Raw genomic sequence first — 21,518 nt, 5'->3', positions numbered from 1 at the left:
CTAAATCTTTTGTAAATGTTGCACGATTTCTGGCCAGACAATTTCGTTGACTAAATCGTGCAGTGCCGTTGAATTATCATTTAAATGCAGCGAACCACTTTCATCCGATTCTAATAGGTCGTTTTCACGTAAACTATTCACGAGCATAGCAAAGACATTTTTATCAGAAAATTCAGGCGAGCTGACACCATATAGGTTAGATAAACGTTCAGCAATTTTGCGCGACTCTCGTTCTAATTCTCCGCGACTGACACCCTTATTACTTCCTAATACGGTCAATACGACCGCATAACGCTGCCAGGTGTCTTGCATTACGCGAGACAACAACCAAGCACTATGGAAATGTGGTGTTGAAGCTGAAGGTGGGACAATTTTTCGACCTGATTGGATAAGTAACCCTTGGGCTTTTAGCTGTGTAATACAAGCTTCTGTATAAGTGAGTGCTTCTTCAAGCGTAAAATAAATAAATAGCTCATTACGCAGCAGCGGATAAATGGTTTTAACCGTTGTCATGATGTGAGATTTTTCACAACCATTTTTAGAAAATACTAAAGCTGTGATAAGGCTAGGCAATGCAAATAAATGAATAATGTTATTACGATAATAAGTCAACGCAACAGCTTTGCCTGCAAATGGTGATACAAGAGATCCATATTTATCTTTTTTAACTTCGAGTCGTTTTAAGGCTAGTACATCGTTGACAAGCTCTGGGGCAGAATATGCTGGAATTGACATCGTGTCTGAAAAAGGTAGCGCCTTAAATAACATTAAATAGTCATTAATCGATTGTTCTATCTCTGTTTGACTCATTGTCATCGTTTTACTGGCAAGTAAGCATAAAGAAACCATTGCCATGCCATTAAGCGCAGCTGATTTATTGATCTCTAACATAATATTATCAGCTAAACTGTTTACCGCTGGGGTCAGCCATTGTGGTTTTTTAGTTAGGTCATCTGCATCTATATTATTGCTCCATTCAGGCGCATGTTGGTCGAGAAATTTATTCAATTGAATAGGTTCACCAAAATTCAAATAACCATGACCATAATTACGTAGTTTTTTAATTGCACCAAGCACTTGTAGTGGCGATTCTTTCTTTTTAGATTTACCTTTAAGCTCTTTAACATAAGAGCTTACTTCCATGACATTTTCATAACCAATATACACCGGCACTATGCTCACAGGTCGATTAATACCTTTAGTCATTGCCTGAACAGTCATTGCTAACATACCGGTTTTAGGAGGCAGTAATCGCCCTGTTCTGGAGCGGCCCCCTTCAGGATAATATTTTACCGAATATCCTTTATTAAATAATAACTCTAAATATTCCCGAAAAACTGCTGTGTAGACTTTGTTCCCGGCGAAACTTCGACGCAAAAAGAAAGCGCCAGCACGTCTAAAAATCGGCCCTGCTGGCCAAAAATTCAAGTTAATCCCTGCGGCAATATGTGGAGTAACTAGACCTTCATGATAAATAACATACGTTAATAACAGGTAGTCCATGTGAGAGCGATGACATGGTACATAGATGATTTCGTGACCGTTACGGGCAAGTTCGCGGACTTTGGCTGCATTTGAAACAGATATACCGTTATAAATTTTATTCCATATCGGAGTGAGGATGCGATTGGCGAAACGAACTAAGCCTTCACGATAATCAGCGGCAATTTCATCAAGGTATTGATGAGCGTCTTGTTTCGCTTTTTCTGGCAAGACATTTTTGGTGCGGACTAAATCGCGCATCGCCAGTTTTACTGAGTTAGAACCGATGACTGCAGAATGTAAGGTTTGTCGTTCTAATAATGTTGGACCAATAAGTCCTTGGCGTTTACGTTGGAAATGGGTCGCGGCTACACGAAGGAGTTTCCGTGCAATTTTATTATCGTCACCATGTTGTTGCGCCATGAACTGAGAAGATACAGATCGAGAGTAGGATACAAAATTATCTCTACCTAAAAATAACACAATAAATAATTTACGTAGCCAACTCGGTGAAGCGACATCGACAATAAGATCAGAAAATCCTGGTTTAGATTTTTCGGGAGCGCGACCCCAAGTGATGTAAACAGGAACTATTTGAATGTCTAAATCTGGTTGCGCTCTATGGGTATGGAAGAGTGCAGTAAATTGCATTTCAATTTTTGTTTTCGGAGGCGTTTTGCTAAATATAGGTGTTGGAGAATACAGATATAAACACGATGGATGTTGCGAGTCTTTAAGTTTAACTGGAGATAATGGACTTGGTAATCCAAGCTTTTTAGTCGAATAGGCTAAGGCAAGTTGATCGGCGATGGAATCAGTATGCAATAAATAAATGATAGGCTTAGTAGGCTCAATACCCAGCTCACCACTGACATCGGCAGGGATCGTATGTGGTTTAACTAAGATCCTGATAGGCCAATATAATAACGAAATTAAGCATTTTTTAAAAAAAGACATGAACTACGATGTACCCTTCAATATTTTTACCAGATTATACATGACAATTTCGGTTAGGGATATTTATCAGGGGTTGTAATTTAGATAATACTGGATATACTAACAGTAACTGTATTAATTAACAGGCTGTTTATGCGTCCACTAACTCCCAGACAACAAGAAGTTCTCGATTTAATCAAAGCAAAAATGCTTGACACGGGGATGCCCCCCACTCGTGCTGAGATTGCACGGCAATTAGGATTTAAATCGCCAAATGCTGCTGAAGAACATCTCAAAGCATTAGCCCGAAAAGGTGTTATCGAAATTCTTGCAGGGACGTCTCGTGGCATTAAATTGAATATTCCATTAGATGACACACCTGAGGAGTTAGGTTTGCCTTTAATTGGTCGGGTGGCTGCCGGAGAACCGATTCTTGCGCAAGAGCATGTTGAATCTCATTATCAAGTCGACCCGAATTTATTTCATCCTCAAGCTGATTTCTTGTTACGAGTGAATGGTATGTCGATGAAAGATATTGGCATTTTAGATGGGGATTTATTGGCTGTGCATCGGACTATCGACGTGCATAACGGGCAGGTTGTCGTGGCACGTGTTGGAGAGGATGTCACGGTTAAGCGTTTAGAGAAAAATGGTCAGCATGTACTATTACATGCAGAGAATGAAGATTTTGATCCTATCAAAGTAGATTTAGCTGAAGAGCCCTTTAATATCGAAGGAATTGCCGTAGGGGTAATTAGAAATGCTGACTGGATGTAATTTTATTTATGATAAAGATTAATATGAGAAGGTAATTCACATATTTATCAATTATAAAAAGAGTGTTGGTTTGTTTGACCAGCACTCTTTTTTTTGCTCAAAAATTCGCGAACTGGTAGCTAATAAAAAAAGTTCAACGTTTATATTGAGTAGAATTAATAGGTGTAAGAATTTTTGTACTGGTGTTTTCTATGAATCCTTCTAGCTAATTGAAAATAAACAATAAAAAAGTTGTGTATTTATCATACATTGTTTAACATCATGTTTACATAAGTGGTAGTTATGCTTAACAATTGGTGTAAAACATTAACAAAATTATGATTTGCCAAGGTTTTGCTTTGTTTAATTTTCTTGGAGGTGGTTAGTGAACCTACTCACAAAAATTGGGACATCATTGTTTGCAATGTGCCTTTCATTACCTACATTGGCTCAGTCCGTTGAGTCAGAAGGAAGAAGTGACCTCAACTTACGTCAAGGTGTCACGGATATCAGTAGCCAAGTGTATGATCTGCATATGTTGATGTTTATGGTCTGTATAGGTATTGCTGTTGTTGTATTTGGTGTCATGTTTGTGTCTATGTACCTTCACCGAAAATCTCGAGGTGCTAAACCTGCAAACTTTCATGAAAGTGTCAAAGTTGAGATTGCCTGGACGGTAATACCTTTTATTATTTTGATTTTAATGGCTGTACCTGCGGCGAATACACTTATTGCAATGGAAGATACATCGGATGCCGATTTGACAGTTCTTGTTACAGGCTCCCAGTGGAAATGGCATTATAAGTACATGGACTCAGATATTGAGTATTTTTCAAATTTAGCGACTCAGCGCGAACAGATATCCAATAAATTTTCTAAAGGGGAGAATTACTTACTTGAAGTAGATCGCCCATTAGTCATTCCTACTGGACAAAAAGTACGTTTTTTAATTACTTCAGATGATGTGATTCATTCATGGTGGGTACCTGATTTTGCGGTGAAGAAAGACGCTAATCCAGGATTTATCAACGAAGCATGGACTAATGTAAATGAACCAGGCGTATACCGTGGTCAATGTGCCGAGCTATGTGGTAAAGACCATGGGTTCATGCCAATTGTAGTTATTGCTAAAGATCCAGCAGATTATGAAGCTTGGAAAAATGAAAAAATTGCCGCAATCCAAATTGCTAAAGAAGAAGAAGAGCGTTTATTAGCAATGAATATGAGCATGGATGAGTTAATGACGACAGGTAAAAAGGTATATTTGGCAAAATGTGCTGCATGTCACATGCCAAATGGTGAAGGTTTACCGGGTGTATTTCCTGCTATTAAAGGTAGTAGTCTAGCACTCAATGATCGCTCAGGTCATATTGATATCTTACTCAATGGCCGAACAGGCACCGCAATGCAGTCATTTGCAAAACAGCTCACACTATCTGAGATTGCAGCGGTAATCACATATCAACGTAATGCATGGGGCAACAATACTGGTGATATTGTACAAGCGTCTGAAGTGCATACTTATGCTAATGGTAAATAGGGGGCACTGAGAATGAGTACTGCTACCGATACACTTCATCATGACGAACATGATGACCATCACCACCACATTCCAACTGGGATTAAGCGCTGGTTATTTACAACCAACCATAAAGACATAGGCAGTTTATACCTATGGTTTTCTTTCATCATGTTTTTAACAGGTGGAGCGATGGCCATGGTAATCCGAGCGGAATTATTCCAGCCCGGTCTGCAAATTGTTGATCCTAATTTCTTTAACCAAATGACCACTGTTCATGGTTTGATCATGGTATTTGGTGCCGTTATGCCGGCATTCACAGGTCTAGCGAATTGGTTAATTCCGATGATGATTGGTGCGCCTGACATGGCGTTACCGCGAATGAATAATTGGAGCTTTTGGATCTTACCATTTGCGTTCTTGATTTTATTATCATCCTTATTTCTAGAAGGTGGTGGTCCAGCATTTGGTTGGACATTCTATGCTCCTTTATCTACTACTTATAGCAGTGATAGTACGGCATTGTTTGTGTTCTCTGTCCATATTATGGGTATTTCATCTATCATGGGTGCGATTAATGTGGTCGTGACCATTTGGAATATGCGCGCGCCAGGTATGACATGGATGAAAATGCCAATGTTTGTTTGGACATGGTTAATTACTGCATTTTTATTGATTGCAGTCATGCCGGTACTTGCTGGTGTGGTGACTATGGTTTTAACGGATAAATATTTTGGCACTAGCTTTTTCAATGCTGCAGGTGGCGGCGATCCGGTGATGTTCCAACACATATTCTGGTTCTTTGGTCATCCTGAAGTGTATATTATGATTTTACCTGCGTTTGGTATTATCTCGCACATTATCCCTACATTTGCTCGTAAGAAGTTGTTTGGGTATGCCTCTATGGTTTATGCAACTGCATCAATCGCATTGTTATCCTTTATTGTATGGGCTCACCATATGTTTACCACCGGGATGCCAGTAGCTGCTGAAATGTTCTTCATGTTTGCTACTATGCTGATATCAGTTCCAACCGGGGTAAAAGTCTTTAACTGGGTCGCTACAATGTGGCGTGGTTCTATGACATTTGAAATCCCAATGTTATTTGCCATTGCCTTTGTCGTCTTATTTACGATTGGTGGGTTATCCGGATTAATGCTTGCCATTACGCCGGTAGATTTCCAATACCATGATACATACTTTGTCGTTGCACACTTCCATTATGTGCTAGTAACGGGTGCTGTGTTCTCAATAATGGCAGCAGCTTATTATTGGTTACCTAAGTGGACTGGTGTGATGTACGACAATACATTGGCCAAATGGCATTTTTGGGCATCATTAGTGTCTGTTAACGTGCTGTTCTTCCCTATGCATTTTGTTGGCTTAGCGGGCATGCCTCGCCGTATCCCTGATTATGCATTACAGTTTGCCGACTTTAATAAATGGATAAGTATCGGTGGTTTTGCATTTGGTTTATCACAGCTAATTTTCTTAGCGTTACTCATCAAAGCATGCCGTAAGCAAGGTGAACCAGCAACAGACCAAGTATGGGATGGCGCTGAAGGGTTGGAGTGGGAAATACCTTCACCAGCGCCGTATCATACGTTTGATACACCCCCTGTAATTAAGTAAGTATTACATTTATAGGGAACAGGTAATGAGTGAACAATACAACGAAAGTCCAAATAAGAAACTAGTCATTAAACTAGTCGCGATTGTCTTTGGAATGTTCACTTTTGGTTTTGCCTTGGTCCCTCTGTACGACGTGTTCTGTGATATCACAGGCATTAATGGAAAAACGAATGAAACTGCCATTGTTTATGAAGCAATAGATATAGACAAAGATAGGCTCATCACTGTGGAATTTATAACAAAAACAACCACAGGGATGCCTTGGGCATTTGAAGCAAGAACTGAGCGTATTCAGGTACATCCAGGTGAGCTAAATACGGTTGAGTTTTATGTTCGAAATCCTGCGTTCCGAGATATTGTTGGACAAGCAATTCCATCCGTATCTCCTGGGACAGCGGCGATCTACTTGAATAAAACTGAATGTTTTTGTTTTAATAATCAACCACTTCCTTCTGGCGAGGAGGCAGTGATGCCGATGCAGTTTTACGTTGATCCACAAATTCCCGAAGAATTAACCACATTTACTGTTCAATATACTTTGTATGATGTGACTGCTGCGGCTGAAAAAGTCGCTGCTGCTCAAGCAGAAGTATCTGAGTAAAGGAGTCCTTTAATGGCACAGCAAGAACAATACGAAAAATATTATGTCCCTGAACAAAGCATTTGGCCCATTGTAGGCGCAGTTGCATTATTTTTAATTGCCGTAGGGGCAGGTAACTTCACTATTGAAGTATCTAAAGGTAAAGAAGGGTTCGGTGGATGGATTTTACTTGCTGGGATTGTGATGCTAATCGTCATGGTAACAGGCTGGTTTCGTAATCAAATACACGAATCTATGTCAGGGTTGTATTCAGCTCAACTTGGCCGCTCCTATCGCCAAGGTATGGCATGGTTTATCTTCTCAGAAGTGATGTTTTTTGCGGCCTTCTTTGGTGCATTGTTTTATGCTCGTATGATTGCCATACCATGGTTAGGCGGTTCATCGAATAATGCGATGACAAATGAAGTGTTATGGCCTGGATTTGAGGCTGTATGGCCATTATTGCAAACACCAGGTGGTACTGAATCAACACAAATGGGCTGGTTTGGATTACCACTCATAAACACATTGCTGTTATTAACATCATCAATCACATGCCATTATGCGCATGTTGGTTTAGAGCAGAATAAACGCAAACAGTTATCATGGATGTTAGGTCTTACCATCATCTTAGGTTGCATTTTCTTAGCATTACAGGTTGAAGAATATATCCACGCTTATGATATTGGTTTGACTTTAGATTCTGGTCTATACGGTAATACGTTTTTTATGCTGACTGGTTTTCACGGTATGCATGTTACTTTAGGTACTGTGATATTAATTGTATTGTGGTTTAGAGTGCAAAAAGGACACTTTACGCCTGATAACCATTTTGCTTTTCAAGCAGGAAGCTGGTATTGGCATTTTGTCGACGTAGTTTGGGTAATGTTATTTTTCTTTGTATACATTCTGTAAACAAATAAAAAGCAGCTATATCGTTTGATATGGCTGCTTTTGTCTTTAACTAAATATTAAATTTTAAAAAAATAAAGATACGACTTAATAAGGTCTAGGATTAGCTTCAATTAATCCAGTCGCCACCCCTATAATAATTAGTAATATAATAATAGCTGAGAGTAATACGCGTCGGCCAATAAACTTTGACATGTTTGTTTTCGCATGATCCCCTTGCATCATCACACGCATAGCTTGAAACAAACTGTACAACATAAGTAGTAATAAACCGCCAATAAGAATTTTTATAAGCATGAGTCACCTTAATATGACCAAATGTCAGAGAAATATGGATGCCTAATAATAGCAAGGTTTTAACAATTGTTTCACATTTAATTGTTGCTTTAGTGGTAAGCTTACTTTGTGGTCTTGGTAGTTGGCAGGTATCTAGATATATAGAGAAACAAGAACGTATTACTCAAATCAATATTCGACAAGCCCAAGGTCAGATCTCACATAGTATTTTAGCAACACTTAATTTAGCAGATGTAAGAGATGTCATCATCAACCTAACCCCGCTTGAGCATAGCGATAAATTATTATGGCTTGATAATCAACAATCGAATGGACAAGTTGGATTTAAATTAATTGTGCCGGTAAGAACGGCCGAAGGCTGGTTATTAGTTAATATGGGCTGGGTTAAAGGACGCAAAGATCGTTTGGCATTACCTAATATTCCTTCACTGGAAGAACTTTCCAGGCCATTAGCTGGTGCCATCAGTATTCCTGGGCTGAATCGATTTGTTACTGAGACTGCGCTGAATGACGGCATATTTCCTAAAATTATCCAGCAAATAGAATTTACTGAAATAGCTAAATTGTTAGATAAGCCACTATTACCTTATATGCTGACTGTGACTCAACCTTCTCAAGATTATATAAGAGAATGGACACCAGTAGTGATGGCGCCTGAAAAACATATTGGTTACGCAATGCAATGGTTTGGATTAGCGATTGCAGCGTTAATTATTTATATCGTGGCGCGACGAAAAAAACGCGTTGTAGAAGATGAGTCTAAACTAAAGTAACAACAGAAGAGCGAAACATATGACAGAAAATAAAAATAAAATAGCAATTATCGCACTTGTAGTCGTTTTTGTACTTCCCGTAATACTCGCGAAAGTGGCATTAGAAAATGATTGGTTTAATAAAGGTGCGACCAATCAGGGTGAATTACTTACCCCTCCTGTTGATTTGTCGAAAGGTTTTTCCGAATTGCCACCATTGTGGCGTTTAGTGTATGTGTTGCCAGAGGAGTGTGATGCTAAATGCACTAATGCCATATATGCTTTAGGGCAAATTCATATTGCATTAGGAAAGCACATGGATCGTGTTGAACCACTTATTATAACAACAGAAACCAGCCAGTTATCCGCTTTAGATGTAACGCTAGATACAAGTCAAAAAAGCAATAATACTCCCTTAGATAGGATGAAACAGATTAAAACGTTAAATTTAACCAAAGAAAATGTAAATGAAATGTTTAAAAGTGTATCATCTGATGGTATTTTTATTGTTGATACATTGAATAATGGCATGTTAAAGCATGAGCTGTATTCAAACAAAGAAGAAGCAGTACAAGCAAGTCGAAGTATTCTTTCGGATATAAAAAAACTGCTCAAATTATCTAGAATAGGTTGATGTAAATTAATGAAAAAATTGGCACTAGCAAGTGTTTTACTTGCTTTAATTGTTATTGTATTAGGTGCATATACCCGCTTAACTGATGCAGGTTTAGGTTGTCCGGATTGGCCAGGTTGTTATGGACTAATTGGTGTTCCTATGACAGAACAGACTATTGATGCTGCTAATCAAGCGTTTCCAGAGAGACCGGTTGAGGTAGAAAAAGCCTGGAATGAAATGATCCACCGGTATTTTGCAAGTACGTTAGGATTATTTATTTTAATCATCGCAGGTATCGCGCTGTTCAAACGTAAAATAGGTCAACCGATTAAGTTACCCATCATCTTACTAGCCTTAGTATGTTTTCAAGGCGCCTTAGGCATGTGGACTGTGACTCTTAATTTACTACCTGCAGTGGTGATGGGGCATTTGTTAGGTGGCTTTACAGTGATTTCTTGTGTGTTTTTATTGTATTTAAGGCTGACCCCTTATCAGTTGCCAATGGGCAGCGGACATATGCGTGACTATGCAAAATTTGCTCTCATCGGAACATTATTATTAGTGGGACAAATTGCTTTAGGTGGATGGACGTCTGCAAATTATGCGTCATTAGCTTGTACCGAATTACCTATTTGCCAAGGGGATTGGCAATCACGGCTAGATTTTGCTGGTGCGTTTAGCATTCCAGAGGCTGATAATTACGAGTTTGGTGTGCATTCGTATGATGAGCGCATGACAATGCATATTATCCATCGTATCGGTGCCATTGTGGTAAGTGCATATTTAATTTGGTTAGCATTTGTTTTGTTTAGTAAATCAAACTCAAATCTACTACGTAAATTAGGTGTGACGATTGTCGTTGTGCTGACAGCTCAAGTATTACTTGGTATCAGTAATGTTGTTTACTCTTTACCATTAACCGTCGCAACGCTGCATAATGCAGTGGCAGCTTGTTTATTATTGGTCATGGTAATGACCACATATACCCTTTATCGACGAGTGTAGGAGATTTTTTCATGGCCAATAGTGCATCCATAGCCAAACCCACAGCTAAAACGACTCAACGTGCCGCATGGCGCGATTATTACGAAATGACTAAACCGAATGTGGTGTTACTGCTACTTCTTACTGCACTAGTCGGGATGTGTTTAGCGAGCGAAACTTGGATCCCTGCGCAGACGTTGATCATTGGGTTATTTGGTATTGGGGCGTTGTCATCTGCTGCCGCTGTCGTCAATCATGTTGTTGATCATGAAATCGATAGTAAAATGGCACGAACAGTCAATCGCCCCGTGGCGAAAGGTCGAGTGTCGAGTAAACAAGCATTAATGTTTGCATTGGTCCTCGGGGTACTTGGATTTGCTGCATTAGACTTGTGGATTAACCGTTTAACAGCCGTACTTACACTGGCTGGTTTAGTCGGTTATGCGGGCATATATACATTATTTTTGAAACGCGCTACGCCTCAAAATATTGTTATTGGAGGGTTAGCAGGTGCTATTCCGCCATTACTTGGTTGGACAGCTGTTACCGGTGAAATTCATGCGTATCCATTATTGTTAGTATTAATTATTTTCACGTGGACACCGCCACATTTTTGGGCTTTAGCTATTCACCGTGAAAAAGACTATGCTAAAGCTAAAATCCCTATGTTACCAGTGACGCACGGTGTGGAATATACCAAAACCTTTGTATTGCTATATACCGTCTTACTTTTCCTAGTATGCTTATTACCTTATTTGGCAGGAATGGCAGATTTAATTTACTTAGTTGGTTCGAGTGCCTTAAACACTGGGTTTTTATATTATGCTTATAAATTAAAATTTAATGCCACAGAGCAAACTGCTATGCAGACATTTAAGTTTTCGATTATTCATTTAATGGTCCTATTTGTAGTGTTATTATTAGATCACTACATCCCTATTACTGTATAGGTGATAATTTCAAGGAACTAGACATGAATACGATCATTAAAATTATCATAGGGCTAGCCTTTGTGATTGGTATTGGATTTGGTGTAAGTATTTATGAAACATCGGATAGTCAACCGGTTAGTACATCGTATAATCCTGATGCTCACCCTTCCGGTACTCAATATATGCAGTGGTACCCTAAACCGCGAAAGCTCAGCGACTTCACCTTGACTAACCATAAGCAAATGTCCATGACAAATGCTGATTTATATAATCAATGGACATTGGCATTTGTGGGCTATACCTATTGCCCTGATATCTGTCCCACAACGTTAGCGGCGCTTAACCAAGCATATCCAAGTATTATTGAACAAGCGCAAGATCAGCCCATTAAAGTATGGTTTTTATCCGTTGATCCTAAGCGCGACACAATTGAGAGATTAGCTGAGTATATTGGTTTTTTTAATCCAAATTTTCTCGCCGCGACAGCCGAGCATAAACAGCTCTACCCACTAGTGCGTAGCATGGGAATGATGTATTCCATGTCACAAAGTACGGATGATCCAAATTATTTAGTGGATCATTCTGGCTCGGTTGTGGTGATCAACCCTTTAGGCCAAGTGATAGGACGTTTCAAACCTAATCATACCCCAGGTCAAATTGCGATTAGCGATACACAGCAAATCATTGCAGATATGCCAAAAGTAATTAATTTTGCTGCAGGTAAATGAAGTTTACGTAAAATACCGAATGAATGTGACTACGCAAAATAAAGCGACACATTAATCAATATACAAGCCGTTTTGATTCGCTTTGAAAAACGGCTGTGATAACCAATAATATCGGTCTTTTTCACTTTTACTCCGCGCAGTGCAATTCATACGTGAACGCCCCACAGGAATGTTATCACTTAATTGTATAATTAATACATCATCGTTAATTGTGATTGGTTGAAGTTCACCTTGGTAAAAGCAATTCACATTGCTGAGGTTAAAATCTTTAGCATCTAATGTGAGACGTAATTCATTGGGGGTACTTTCAGATAATTCAGGATCACTGATTTTAGACTCTAATACTGGCATCGCTAAACTGTTAAGTTTTATTTTTAACGTGTCTAATTTAGCGTATCTTCCTGCCGCAGGGTAGCGAGGTAATGCTGAAAAATCACTTTGACTACTTATCCCACCAGAATGCTGGGCGAATCCCACATAATCAAGCTTGTTTAACGCATCGCTCAGCGTACGATTAAACTCGCCATAAGGGTAGGCTAGATATCGTAATGAATATCCTAATCGCCCTTTTAATATGGCTTCTGCTTGTGAAATGTCATTCAGGACTCGAGTCAACCATTGTGCCTCATTCTCTATAGCTTCATACTGATTGTGACTATTATTCGATTTCAGTTTTTGCCGATTTAATAAATGTTGGTGTTCTAATGTATGATTTGCAAAGGTTACCCCTTCTTGACTCATCTGCGTAACTTCTTCCCATGTCAGCTGTTGGCTACTGCGACCAATCAGAGCTGGATTGATAAAAATTGTATAGGGGAAATCATATTTGCGTAGTAAAGGATGGGCATTTATCAGGATATTATCAAAACCATCATCAAAGGTAATCGCAACAGATTTATCTGGTAACTTAGTGCCATTTTGCAGAGCGTTGATTGCATCTGGTAATGCGACGACATTAAAATGCTCATACAAATAGGCAAGATGTTCTGCAAACACATCCGGTGGCGTTGAAGTGATCTTAGGTGTGTTGTTGGATACATGGTGGTACTGAAGAATGACTAAGTTGTCTTTTAGTGGAGTAGTAAGTGTCGTTATTTCACTTGTTTTGGCAAAAGTTAAACTGCTATAGACAAATAAGGCACTCGCCATGGTTAATAAAAAGCATGTCTTAAATGAGTGATACATGTCAATTATCCCGTAAAATTAAATGAGATGTAGTGATAAAAGATTGAGTATGCGCTGATAAGCTATACTATCAGCGCCATGTTGGTTCAACTAAACGAATGTAATGCCAAGGACTTGAATAAACACATTAATAATAAGAGTGCTCTCCTGCAGCGTGTTCCGTTGCATCACGTACGCCGGTCAACTCCCCTGCAAATTGTTCTAGCATTTGTTTTTCGATGCCATCCTTCAATGTGACATCAACCATCGAACAACCGTTACAACCGCCACCAAACTGTAAAATGGCTATGCCATCATCAGTAATACCCGTGAGAGTGACTTGGCCGTTATGATTGGCTAATTGTGGATTAATCTCCGTTTGAATTAAATACTCAACACGATCAATAAGTGGTGCGTCATCTGCGATTTTACGTGCTTTTGCGTTAGGTGCTTTTAACGTTAATTGCGAACCCATTTGGTCCGTCACGAAGTCAATTTCCGCTTCTTCTAAAAACGGCGCTGACTCTTGATCTACGACCGCGTCAAAACCATTGAAAGGCAGACGGATATCTGTCGCTTCAACAGCATCCGGTGTGCAATAGGAGACACCGCACTCTGCAGTTGACGTACCAGGATTCACAACAAATACACGAATATTCGTGTTATCTTCTTGGTTTTTAAGAAGTTTAACAAAATGCGCTTGAGCAGTTTCTGAAATATTGACCATAGGGTGCTTCCTAAATTTCCCATAAATAATAGCTAATGATAGCATTATTACCCGACTAAAACAGTCAAGTATTAATAACTTTTTGCAATACAATACGATTAAATTGCAAATATGTCATTTTTTAATGACAATACTCAATAAATATAATAACAACATTATGTTAACGGATTAAGGATTAAAATGACTAACACTATGAAGATAGTAAATTTGGCATTATTCGCATTGATCAGCGTAACAACCGCCCTACAAAATCGCGCCAACGCTTCGACCCACAATCATCATTCCGGAGAACATCAACGTGTATCAATGTACGTGCCTGGTTTTGCCGCTAATAATCCGGAACAGGTTTTTTTAGCTAGCTCTGATATGGATTATTTACCCAATAATGTCACGTATAATCAGAATATTCCAAAGCCAGAATCAATTTTAGGTTATCCCGTAGGCACTTGGCATGTGCGTCATGATCAGTTATTGGCGTATATGAAGGTGTTAGCAGAAACCTCAGAACGGGTAACATTATCTGTGACGGGGCATACCCATGAACAGCGCGAATTGGTGTTGTTGACAATCACTTCCATCGATAATCAACGAAATATTGAGGCTATTAAAACAGCACATCAGTCTACTATCGCTAAAGGCACAATGCCTGAGGCTGATGCCCCTTTAGTCATCAATATGGGGTATTCAGTTCATGGAAATGAGCCGTCAGGTAGTAATGCCTCGTTGCTAATCGCTTATTATTTAGCAGCTGCACAAGGCCCCGAAGTGGATGCCTTACTAGATAATGCGGTTATTTTGCTAGATCCATCTCTTAACCCCGATGGGCTTGCTCGTTTTGCACAATGGGCGAATATGCATAAAGGTAAACACCCATCTGCACATGCCATGCATCGTGAACATGCTGAACGCTTTCCAAGTGGGCGCACTAATCACTATTGGTTCGATCTAAATCGTGACTGGGTATTACTCACTCATCCAGAATCTCAGGCAAGAATTGCACAATTTCATGCATGGCGTCCGCATATTTTGACTGATTTTCATGAAATGGGCACTAATGCGACTTATTTCTTTCAACCAGGGGTACCATCGCGTAAGAATCCTCTCACGGGTGATGAGAATGTGGCGTTAACGAATGTGTTAGGTGAGTTCCATGCCCAGGCTCTCGACGATAAAGGTCAAATGTATTACACGCAAGAAAACTTTGACGACTTTTATTATGGTAAAGGATCGACCTACCCTGATGCTCATGGAGCGGTAGGTATCTTATTTGAACAAGCTAGTTCTCGTGGTCACCTTCAAACGTCAATAAATGGACCTTTAAGTTTCGCCCAAAGCATTCAGAATCAAGTGACGACCAGCTTTTCGACGTTTGCTGGAGCCTTGGCAAATAAGTCTGCATTTCAGGCGCATCATGCTAACTTTGTTAAAGAAACACAGGCACTACAACAAGCCGATACTATCGGTGGTTATTTAGTGCAGTTAAGTACGGATACGACACGCAACAAAGTTTTTATAGAGACACTTAATGCACATCACATTCGCACTGAGTTATTAACGAATGATATCACAGTGAATGATGTGCTTTATCAAGCAGACAAAGCAATATTAGTAAGTACTAACCAACCACAGTATCGCTTACTTTCTTCATTGTTTTCGACTCGTCAAAATTTCCCGAATAACACTTTTTATGATGTTTCTAATTGGAATATTGCCTTTGCATATAACCTAGATTATACCCCATTAACGAAACGTGAAACTAAGCGGATCAAAACTAAATATGTAAGCACTTACTTACCATTGAGGGAGGTTAATAATGATCTTGGGAATACTAAAGTGGGTTATGCATTTCGTTGGGATGAGTCCACAGCACCTGCATTATTATATCGAGCTTTAGCTCATGGTATTCAAGCACGTATAGCTAGTAAGCCCTTTAGTGCCGTCACGCAGAATAATGAAACACAACACTTTCCAGCAGGAACTATACTCGTTCCAGCAGGTTTGCGTCATGCTGATAATTGGGAAACAAAATTACGACAGCTCGCGGATCACTTGCATATTCAGCTTCACGGATTAGCGTCAGGATTAACTCCGCAGGGGGTTGATGTGGGAAGTCCAAGTATGCAAGTCGCCACTTTACCAAAAGTGATGATACTTGGCGGTTTAGGTGCGTCTCAATATGAAGTAGGCGAAATTTGGCATTATCTCGATACACGTTTAACCATACCAACGACAATTGTTGATCAAGACCGTTTGGGGCGAGTAAATTTAGCTGACTTTACCCATATTATAATTGCATCTGGTCGTTATAGTGACTTGTCAGAACATGAGATATCAGCGTTGAAAACTTGGGTAAGCGCTGGTGGTGTGATAATTGGGGCAAAGCGTGGTGCTAAGTTTCTAGCTGATCACGGATTACTAGAAGCATCGATACTGAGTAATAGTACGCTCGATGATCAATTTAGTGCTCAAGGGTTACATTTTGCCGACCAGGATACACGTTATGCACAAAAACTGGTCGCTGGTGCTGTTTACGAAGCGAGAGTTGATGAGACACACCCTCTTATGTTTGGTGTTACCAATAATGCAGGAACACTTAATGCTAATGCAAGTAACATGAATTTACCGCTGTTCAAAACCAGTAATATGGTAATGAATGCTGTAGATAAGCCATTTATTGAAGTCGCTCAATATTCTAATACACCGCTGCTAGGTGGATACAGTGCTCAGGCATTGCAGGACTTAATTGCTCAAAGTTCTGCGATTGTTGCACATCCCTACGGCCGTGGTCGTGTGATTGGTTTTGCAGACAATGTGAACTTCAGAGGGTATTGGCGCGGGACTGAGAAATTAATGGCTAATGCGATATTTATGGCACCATTAATTAAAATCAGATAAACAGAACTTACTTACCAACAGCTTTATCGTCAGCGGGCTCATAGACGCTTAAACCCATGCACCACACAGTAATACTTATGTGTGGTGCAACTTGGTAAATACTGCGACATAAATCATTTATTGTCGTACCTGTGGTGATCACATCATCGACAATAGCAATGTGAGAAACGTCTTTAAAGGCCTGTATATCCACCCTAAATACTCCTTTTATATTCGCTCGCCGAGCGTCTAAATTTAGCTCACTTTGTGGTTTTGTGTAGTGCTTGCGGATGACTGCATTTTCGAGATAAGGGATTTTTAAACAGCGACTTAACTCATCACATAATAGTTGAGATTGGTTATAACCACGACGCCACATTCTGCGCCAGTGAATAGGGATGGGGATGAGTACATCGGGTAGCGAATCCATATGGACTACTCGATGTAAGATAAACCACTGTGCCATGAGCCTGGCCAAATGCGGCTGTTGATAAAATTTCAATTTTGGGATCAATACAGATAAAGGATATTGATAAATATCCAATACCCATAATCCATCAAATTTGGCATTTACAATGACATCATGTGCAAAGTGCTCAGTGGTGTCATTTAGATTAAACTCAACTAAATCTTGTGTCAGTAATGGTGCGTTAACAAAGCCACAATCGGCAAGACATAGCGGACAAATGACCTGTTCGGTTGATTGCAAACACAGCAGGCAACGATGCCAAATTGCTTTCAATGTAGGCTTCATTTACACTCCTTTGTTGTTTGTAATGACATGAGAAGACCCTAACATGACTTCAGCGCTGCAACAGCGGATCGTGCGATCAGAAATACCGAACCCGTTAACCAATATCCCTTTAGTGATGCTCCATGGTTGGGGACTCAATAGCGGCGTCTTTGATCAAATAGCACCATTGCTAGCACAACACAGTGATGTAATACTGATCGATCTGCCAGGCTTTGGCGATAATGCAAATATGCCATTAACATCCTTGGAAGCAGTTGTTGAACAAATACATAATGCATTACCTGAACGGTGTAACTTATTGGGGTGGTCGTTAGGGGGGCTCATTGCACAGAAGTTAGTGCTTACTTATCCAGAGTGTGTCGAAAATTTAGTGTGTGTCGCATCAACGCCATTTTTTATGGCGCAAGCGCATGAATGGTTCGGTATTGCACCTAAAGTGCTGCAACAATTTGAGACTCAATTAGCCACTAACTATCAAAAAACCGTGCAGCGTTTCTTGGCCATACAGGCAATGGGCTCTGTCTCTGCTAAACAGGATATGCATGTGCTTAAAGACGCTATTGCGCGTTATCCAGAGCCTTGTGAAGCAAGTCTGTTACAAGGGTTAAAATTATTACAAACGGTGGATATACGTAAAGAAATCGATCTGATCCAATGTCCAACATTGCGTATTTATGGGCGCTTAGATGCGTTAGTTCCAAACCAAGCGGTTAATGCAATAGAGGCGTTACAACCTAAAGCAACATCGGTCGTCATGGAGCATGTTTCTCATGCACCTTTTATTTCAGATAAAAACAACTTCGTTCAAATTGTCAGAGACTTTTTACAAAAAAGCTGACCGTTAAAATAGGTCAGCAAAGCGTATGTTTGATACTTATTTTTTATTTTTTGCAAAAGCTGCAGCAAAAGCATCAGCCATGCCACCACCTGCCGGCAAATTGTTGCCTCGCTGCTGATTTTTTCGAGATTTATTCTGAGGCCCGTTATGACCTGAGTTGGATCGAAGATTGCCTTTATTTGAATGTTGGCTAGTATTGCGTTCATTGCGTTGAGCAGGTTTAGCCTTAGTGCTATTCACTTCATCACCCATGCGCATAGTAAAGGCGATGCGTTTGCGTGCTATATCGACTTCCATGACTTTCACTTTGACGACATCACCTGTTTTTACTACTTCACGAGGATCAGAGATAAAGCCATCTGTCATAGCAGATATATGCACTAAACCGTCTTGGTGAACACCGACATCCACAAACGCACCAAAGTTAGCTACGTTCGACACTACACCTTCAAGGATCATGCCTGGGGTTAAATCATTGATACTGTCAACGCCTTCTTTATAGGTGGCGGTTTTAAACTCTGGGCGCGGGTCACGTCCTGGTTTTTCCAGTTCACTAAAGATATCTTTGACGGTAGGCTCACCAAAAGTGTCATCGGTGAATTGATCTGGGGCGAGTTTGCGCAGCAAGTCTGTATTGCCAATCAAATCATTCACAGTAACATTGCTATGTTGCAAAATTTTATCCACGACCGGGTAGGCTTCAGGGTGAACTGCAGAGGCGTCAAGTGGATTATTCCCATTGACGATACGTAAAAATCCAGCAGCTTGTTCATAGGCCTTTGGCCCGAGTCGTGCTACTTTGAGTAAGGCTTTACGTGTGGTAAAAGCACCGTTTTCATTACGATGCGCCACGATATTATTCGCGAGTGTCTTATTTAAACCTGATACATTGGTTAATAACGCCGGTGAAGCTGTGTTCAAATCGACTCCCACCGCATTTACACAATCCTCGATCACACGAGTCAAAGACTGACCAAGCTGGCTTTGGGACACGTCGTGTTGGTATTGACCCACTCCGATGGCTTTGGGTTCAATTTTAACGAGTTCTGCTAATGGATCTTGTAATCGTCTTGCTATTGATACCGCACCACGCAATGATACATCCATACCCGGTAGTTCAAGTGAAGCTAGTTCAGAGGCAGAGTAAACCGATGCACCCGCTTCTGAAATCATGATTTTTTGAATACCTAGTTCAGGATTTGCTTTCATCATTTCTGCAACAAGTTTGTCTGTTTCTCGTGAGCCAGTACCGTTACCAATACTAATCAGATTCACTTTAAACTGTTTAGAAATCATGGCTAATGTGCGCAGTGATTTATCCCACGCATTTTGGGGTGGGTGTGGGAAGATAGTCGTAGTATGTAACACTTTACCGGTTTCATCGACAATGGCGACTTTGACACCAGTACGAATACCAGGATCCAGTCCCATTGTGACTTTTGCTCCAGCCGGAGCTGCCATTAGCAAATCTTGTAAGTTTTTAGCAAACACATTGATCGCTTCTGCTTCTGCTTTCTCGCGTAAGGTATTGAAAAGTTCAGTTTCCATGTGCATCAAAATTTTAAGTTTCCAAGTCGATGCTACTACAGTTTGTAACCATAGATCCGCAGCGCGCCCATTATCACGAATATTCACATGGTTCGCGATGATGTTTTCACATTCACTGCGCTCAGTAGCGTTGAAGTCGGCTTGAGGGTCGAGCGTAATATTTAAGGCTAAGAAGCCTTCATTACGGCCACGGAACATAGCTAAGGCACGGTGTGATGGCACGTTTTTAAATTTTTCTTGATGCGCAAAATAGTCACTGAATTTCGCAGCTTCTTTTTCTTTACCTGATATTAAGGTACTCCCAACATAGCCATGTTGAGTCATATGTTGCCGTATACGTTGCAGCAATTTTGCATCTTCGGCAAAGCGCTCCATCAAAATAAATTTAGCGCCATCAAGCACGGCTTTTTCGTCTGCAAATTTAGCCTCAGCATTGATGTACTTAGTTGCTTCGTTCTGCGGATCGAGTGTCGGGTCGCTATATAGAGCATTGGCCAAAGGCTCAATACCGGCTTCAATTGCGATTTGACCTTTAGTGCGGCGACGCGGCTTATACGGTAGGTATAAGTCTTCAAGTAACGTTTTACTTTCTGCATCATTGATGGCTTGAGTAAGCTCATCGGTAATTTTACCTTGGTCGGTAATTGATTTGAGAATGACTCGTTTTCTGTCATGAAGCTCACGTAAATAACTTAAACGGCTCTCAAGATTACGTAACTGAGTATCGTCTAATCCGTTAGTGATTTCTTTACGGTAACGGGCGATGAAGGGGACGGTAGCGCCTTCATCTAACAATGCAACAGCCGCTTTGACTTGAGCTGGTTGGACGGCTAATTCAGTTGCAAGTGTTTGTATGATCATATTGGGGAACGTCCATGATTAAAAGTGGGGCGATTATACGTGAAGCCTGTTGGGGTGAACAACCATTAACCTTGAAAATTTATTGTGTGATACTATCAGGTAAATAAACGAAATCTCGAATCTAAAATGACCTCAAAAGCCAATCTTATTACGCCTAATGGCTATCGCCTACTTAAAGAGGAAGAAGATTATTTATGGCGTGTCGAGCGCCATGAAATCACTAAAAAAGTCACATGGGCAGCAGGTCTTGGCGATCGCTCTGATAACGCGGATTACCAAACAAATAAAAGACGATTACGTCAAATCCATAGTCGTGTGCGTTTTTTACGTAAACGAATGGAAGCATTGACGGTGGTCTCCCCATCTCCAGAACAAGTGGGTAAAGTGTATTTTGGCGCATGGGTGACTCTGGAAACAGAAGAGGGTGAGGTCAAAAAAGTGCAAATCGTTGGTTCAGATGAGATTTATAAACATACCTCGCCATGTTCAATTGATTCGCCTCTAGCGCGAGCCATGGTGGGTAAAACAATAGATGATGAAGCGGTTGTCAACATGCCCGATGGTCCCATTTACTATACGATTTTGGCCATTGAGTATGACCAATAATGCCCCCTCAGCATGCTTTT

19 protein-coding genes are annotated in these 21,518 nt (G+C 40.3%); 13 read left to right on the top strand and 6 right to left on the bottom strand.

Annotation, left to right across the window (positions count from 1 at the left end; translation table 11 throughout):
• Positions 1-2,439, bottom strand: coding sequence for a glycerol-3-phosphate 1-O-acyltransferase PlsB (gene plsB / locus G2999_RS10600; RefSeq protein WP_010181532.1), 2,439 nt, complete (start codon positions 2,437-2,439; stop codon positions 1-3).
• A 132-nt stretch (positions 2,440-2,571) separates the two neighbouring features.
• Here plsB and lexA point away from each other — a divergent pair, with 132 nt between their 5' ends.
• The 5 genes from lexA (at position 2,572) to G2999_RS10575 (ending at position 7,820) form a co-directional block, all read left to right on the top strand.
• Positions 2,572-3,195: a transcriptional repressor LexA gene (gene lexA, locus G2999_RS10595; RefSeq protein ID WP_010181530.1), complete on the top strand. Its 624-nt coding sequence runs from the start codon at positions 2,572-2,574 to the stop codon at positions 3,193-3,195.
• Positions 3,196-3,598: 403 nt separating this feature from the next.
• On the top strand, positions 3,599-4,714 hold the full coding sequence (gene coxB / locus G2999_RS10590) for a cytochrome c oxidase subunit II (protein WP_050751053.1): 1,116 nt from the start codon (positions 3,599-3,601) through the stop codon (positions 4,712-4,714).
• Between the two features lie 12 nt (positions 4,715-4,726).
• Complete coding sequence (ctaD, locus tag G2999_RS10585; protein ID WP_010181525.1) at positions 4,727-6,325, top strand: cytochrome c oxidase subunit I; 1,599 nt, start codon at positions 4,727-4,729, stop codon at positions 6,323-6,325.
• A gap of 25 nt (positions 6,326-6,350) precedes the next feature.
• Positions 6,351-6,926 carry a cytochrome c oxidase assembly protein gene (locus G2999_RS10580; protein WP_010181523.1) on the top strand — a complete coding sequence of 192 codons (576 nt, stop codon included), beginning with the start codon at positions 6,351-6,353 and terminating at the stop codon, positions 6,924-6,926.
• A 12-nt stretch (positions 6,927-6,938) separates the two neighbouring features.
• Positions 6,939-7,820: a cytochrome c oxidase subunit 3 gene (locus tag G2999_RS10575; RefSeq protein WP_010181521.1), complete on the top strand. Its 882-nt coding sequence runs from the start codon at positions 6,939-6,941 to the stop codon at positions 7,818-7,820.
• Positions 7,821-7,904: 84 nt separating this feature from the next.
• Here G2999_RS10575 and G2999_RS10570 read toward each other — a convergent pair whose 3' ends face one another.
• Positions 7,905-8,114, bottom strand: coding sequence for a DUF2909 family protein (locus G2999_RS10570; protein WP_010181519.1), 210 nt, complete (start codon positions 8,112-8,114; stop codon positions 7,905-7,907).
• Positions 8,115-8,152: 38 nt separating this feature from the next.
• Here G2999_RS10570 and G2999_RS12375 point away from each other — a divergent pair, with 38 nt between their 5' ends.
• The 5 genes from G2999_RS12375 to G2999_RS10545 are packed head-to-tail and all read left to right on the top strand — an operon-like array spanning position 8,153 to position 12,126.
• Positions 8,153-8,887, top strand: a complete 735-nt coding sequence (locus G2999_RS12375) for an SURF1 family protein (protein ID WP_010181517.1) — start codon at positions 8,153-8,155, stop codon at positions 8,885-8,887.
• A 19-nt stretch (positions 8,888-8,906) separates the two neighbouring features.
• Positions 8,907-9,500, top strand: a complete 594-nt coding sequence (locus G2999_RS10560) for a hypothetical protein (RefSeq protein WP_010181515.1) — start codon at positions 8,907-8,909, stop codon at positions 9,498-9,500.
• Positions 9,501-9,509: 9 nt separating this feature from the next.
• Positions 9,510-10,487: a heme A synthase gene (locus tag G2999_RS10555; protein WP_010181514.1), complete on the top strand. Its 978-nt coding sequence runs from the start codon at positions 9,510-9,512 to the stop codon at positions 10,485-10,487.
• 11 nt (positions 10,488-10,498) lie between these two features.
• Positions 10,499-11,416, top strand: coding sequence for a heme o synthase (gene cyoE / locus G2999_RS10550; protein ID WP_010181512.1), 918 nt, complete (start codon positions 10,499-10,501; stop codon positions 11,414-11,416).
• A gap of 23 nt (positions 11,417-11,439) precedes the next feature.
• Positions 11,440-12,126, top strand: a complete 687-nt coding sequence (locus G2999_RS10545; RefSeq protein WP_010181510.1) for an SCO family protein — start codon at positions 11,440-11,442, stop codon at positions 12,124-12,126.
• Between the two features lie 51 nt (positions 12,127-12,177).
• Here G2999_RS10545 and G2999_RS10540 read toward each other — a convergent pair whose 3' ends face one another.
• A complete protein-coding gene (locus tag G2999_RS10540) occupies positions 12,178-13,311 on the bottom strand; it encodes a polysaccharide deacetylase family protein (RefSeq protein WP_010181508.1) in 1,134 nt (377 codons plus the stop codon).
• Positions 13,312-13,438: 127 nt separating this feature from the next.
• Positions 13,439-14,017, bottom strand: a complete 579-nt coding sequence (gene nfuA, locus G2999_RS10535; RefSeq protein WP_010181506.1) for a Fe-S biogenesis protein NfuA — start codon at positions 14,015-14,017, stop codon at positions 13,439-13,441.
• Positions 14,018-14,197: 180 nt separating this feature from the next.
• On the opposite strand from nfuA, the gene G2999_RS10530 reads away from it, so the two are divergent.
• The gene (locus tag G2999_RS10530; protein ID WP_232222452.1) at positions 14,198-16,912 is read left to right on the top strand and encodes a M14 metallopeptidase family protein; all 2,715 of its coding nucleotides are present in this window, start codon (positions 14,198-14,200) and stop codon (positions 16,910-16,912) included.
• Positions 16,913-16,919: 7 nt separating this feature from the next.
• Here the strand turns inward: G2999_RS10530 and G2999_RS12705 are convergent, their stop codons facing one another.
• A complete protein-coding gene (locus G2999_RS12705) occupies positions 16,920-17,645 on the bottom strand; it encodes a ComF family protein (RefSeq protein ID WP_010181502.1) in 726 nt (241 codons plus the stop codon).
• A gap of 43 nt (positions 17,646-17,688) precedes the next feature.
• Here G2999_RS12705 and bioH point away from each other — a divergent pair, with 43 nt between their 5' ends.
• Positions 17,689-18,483, top strand: coding sequence for a pimeloyl-ACP methyl ester esterase BioH (gene bioH, locus G2999_RS10520; RefSeq protein ID WP_010181500.1), 795 nt, complete (start codon positions 17,689-17,691; stop codon positions 18,481-18,483).
• 36 nt (positions 18,484-18,519) lie between these two features.
• Here the strand turns inward: bioH and G2999_RS10515 are convergent, their stop codons facing one another.
• Positions 18,520-20,892 carry a Tex family protein gene (locus G2999_RS10515; RefSeq protein WP_010181498.1) on the bottom strand — a complete coding sequence of 791 codons (2,373 nt, stop codon included), beginning with the start codon at positions 20,890-20,892 and terminating at the stop codon, positions 18,520-18,522.
• A 126-nt stretch (positions 20,893-21,018) separates the two neighbouring features.
• Here G2999_RS10515 and greB point away from each other — a divergent pair, with 126 nt between their 5' ends.
• Positions 21,019-21,498, top strand: coding sequence for a transcription elongation factor GreB (greB, locus tag G2999_RS10510; RefSeq protein WP_010181495.1), 480 nt, complete (start codon positions 21,019-21,021; stop codon positions 21,496-21,498).
• Positions 21,499-21,518: the final 20 nt, after the last annotated feature.

This window comes from Glaciecola sp. HTCC2999 (assembly GCF_000155775.1).
Classification (GTDB): domain Bacteria; phylum Pseudomonadota; class Gammaproteobacteria; order Enterobacterales; family Alteromonadaceae; genus Opacimonas.
This window is presented reverse-complemented; position numbering and strand designations above follow the sequence as displayed.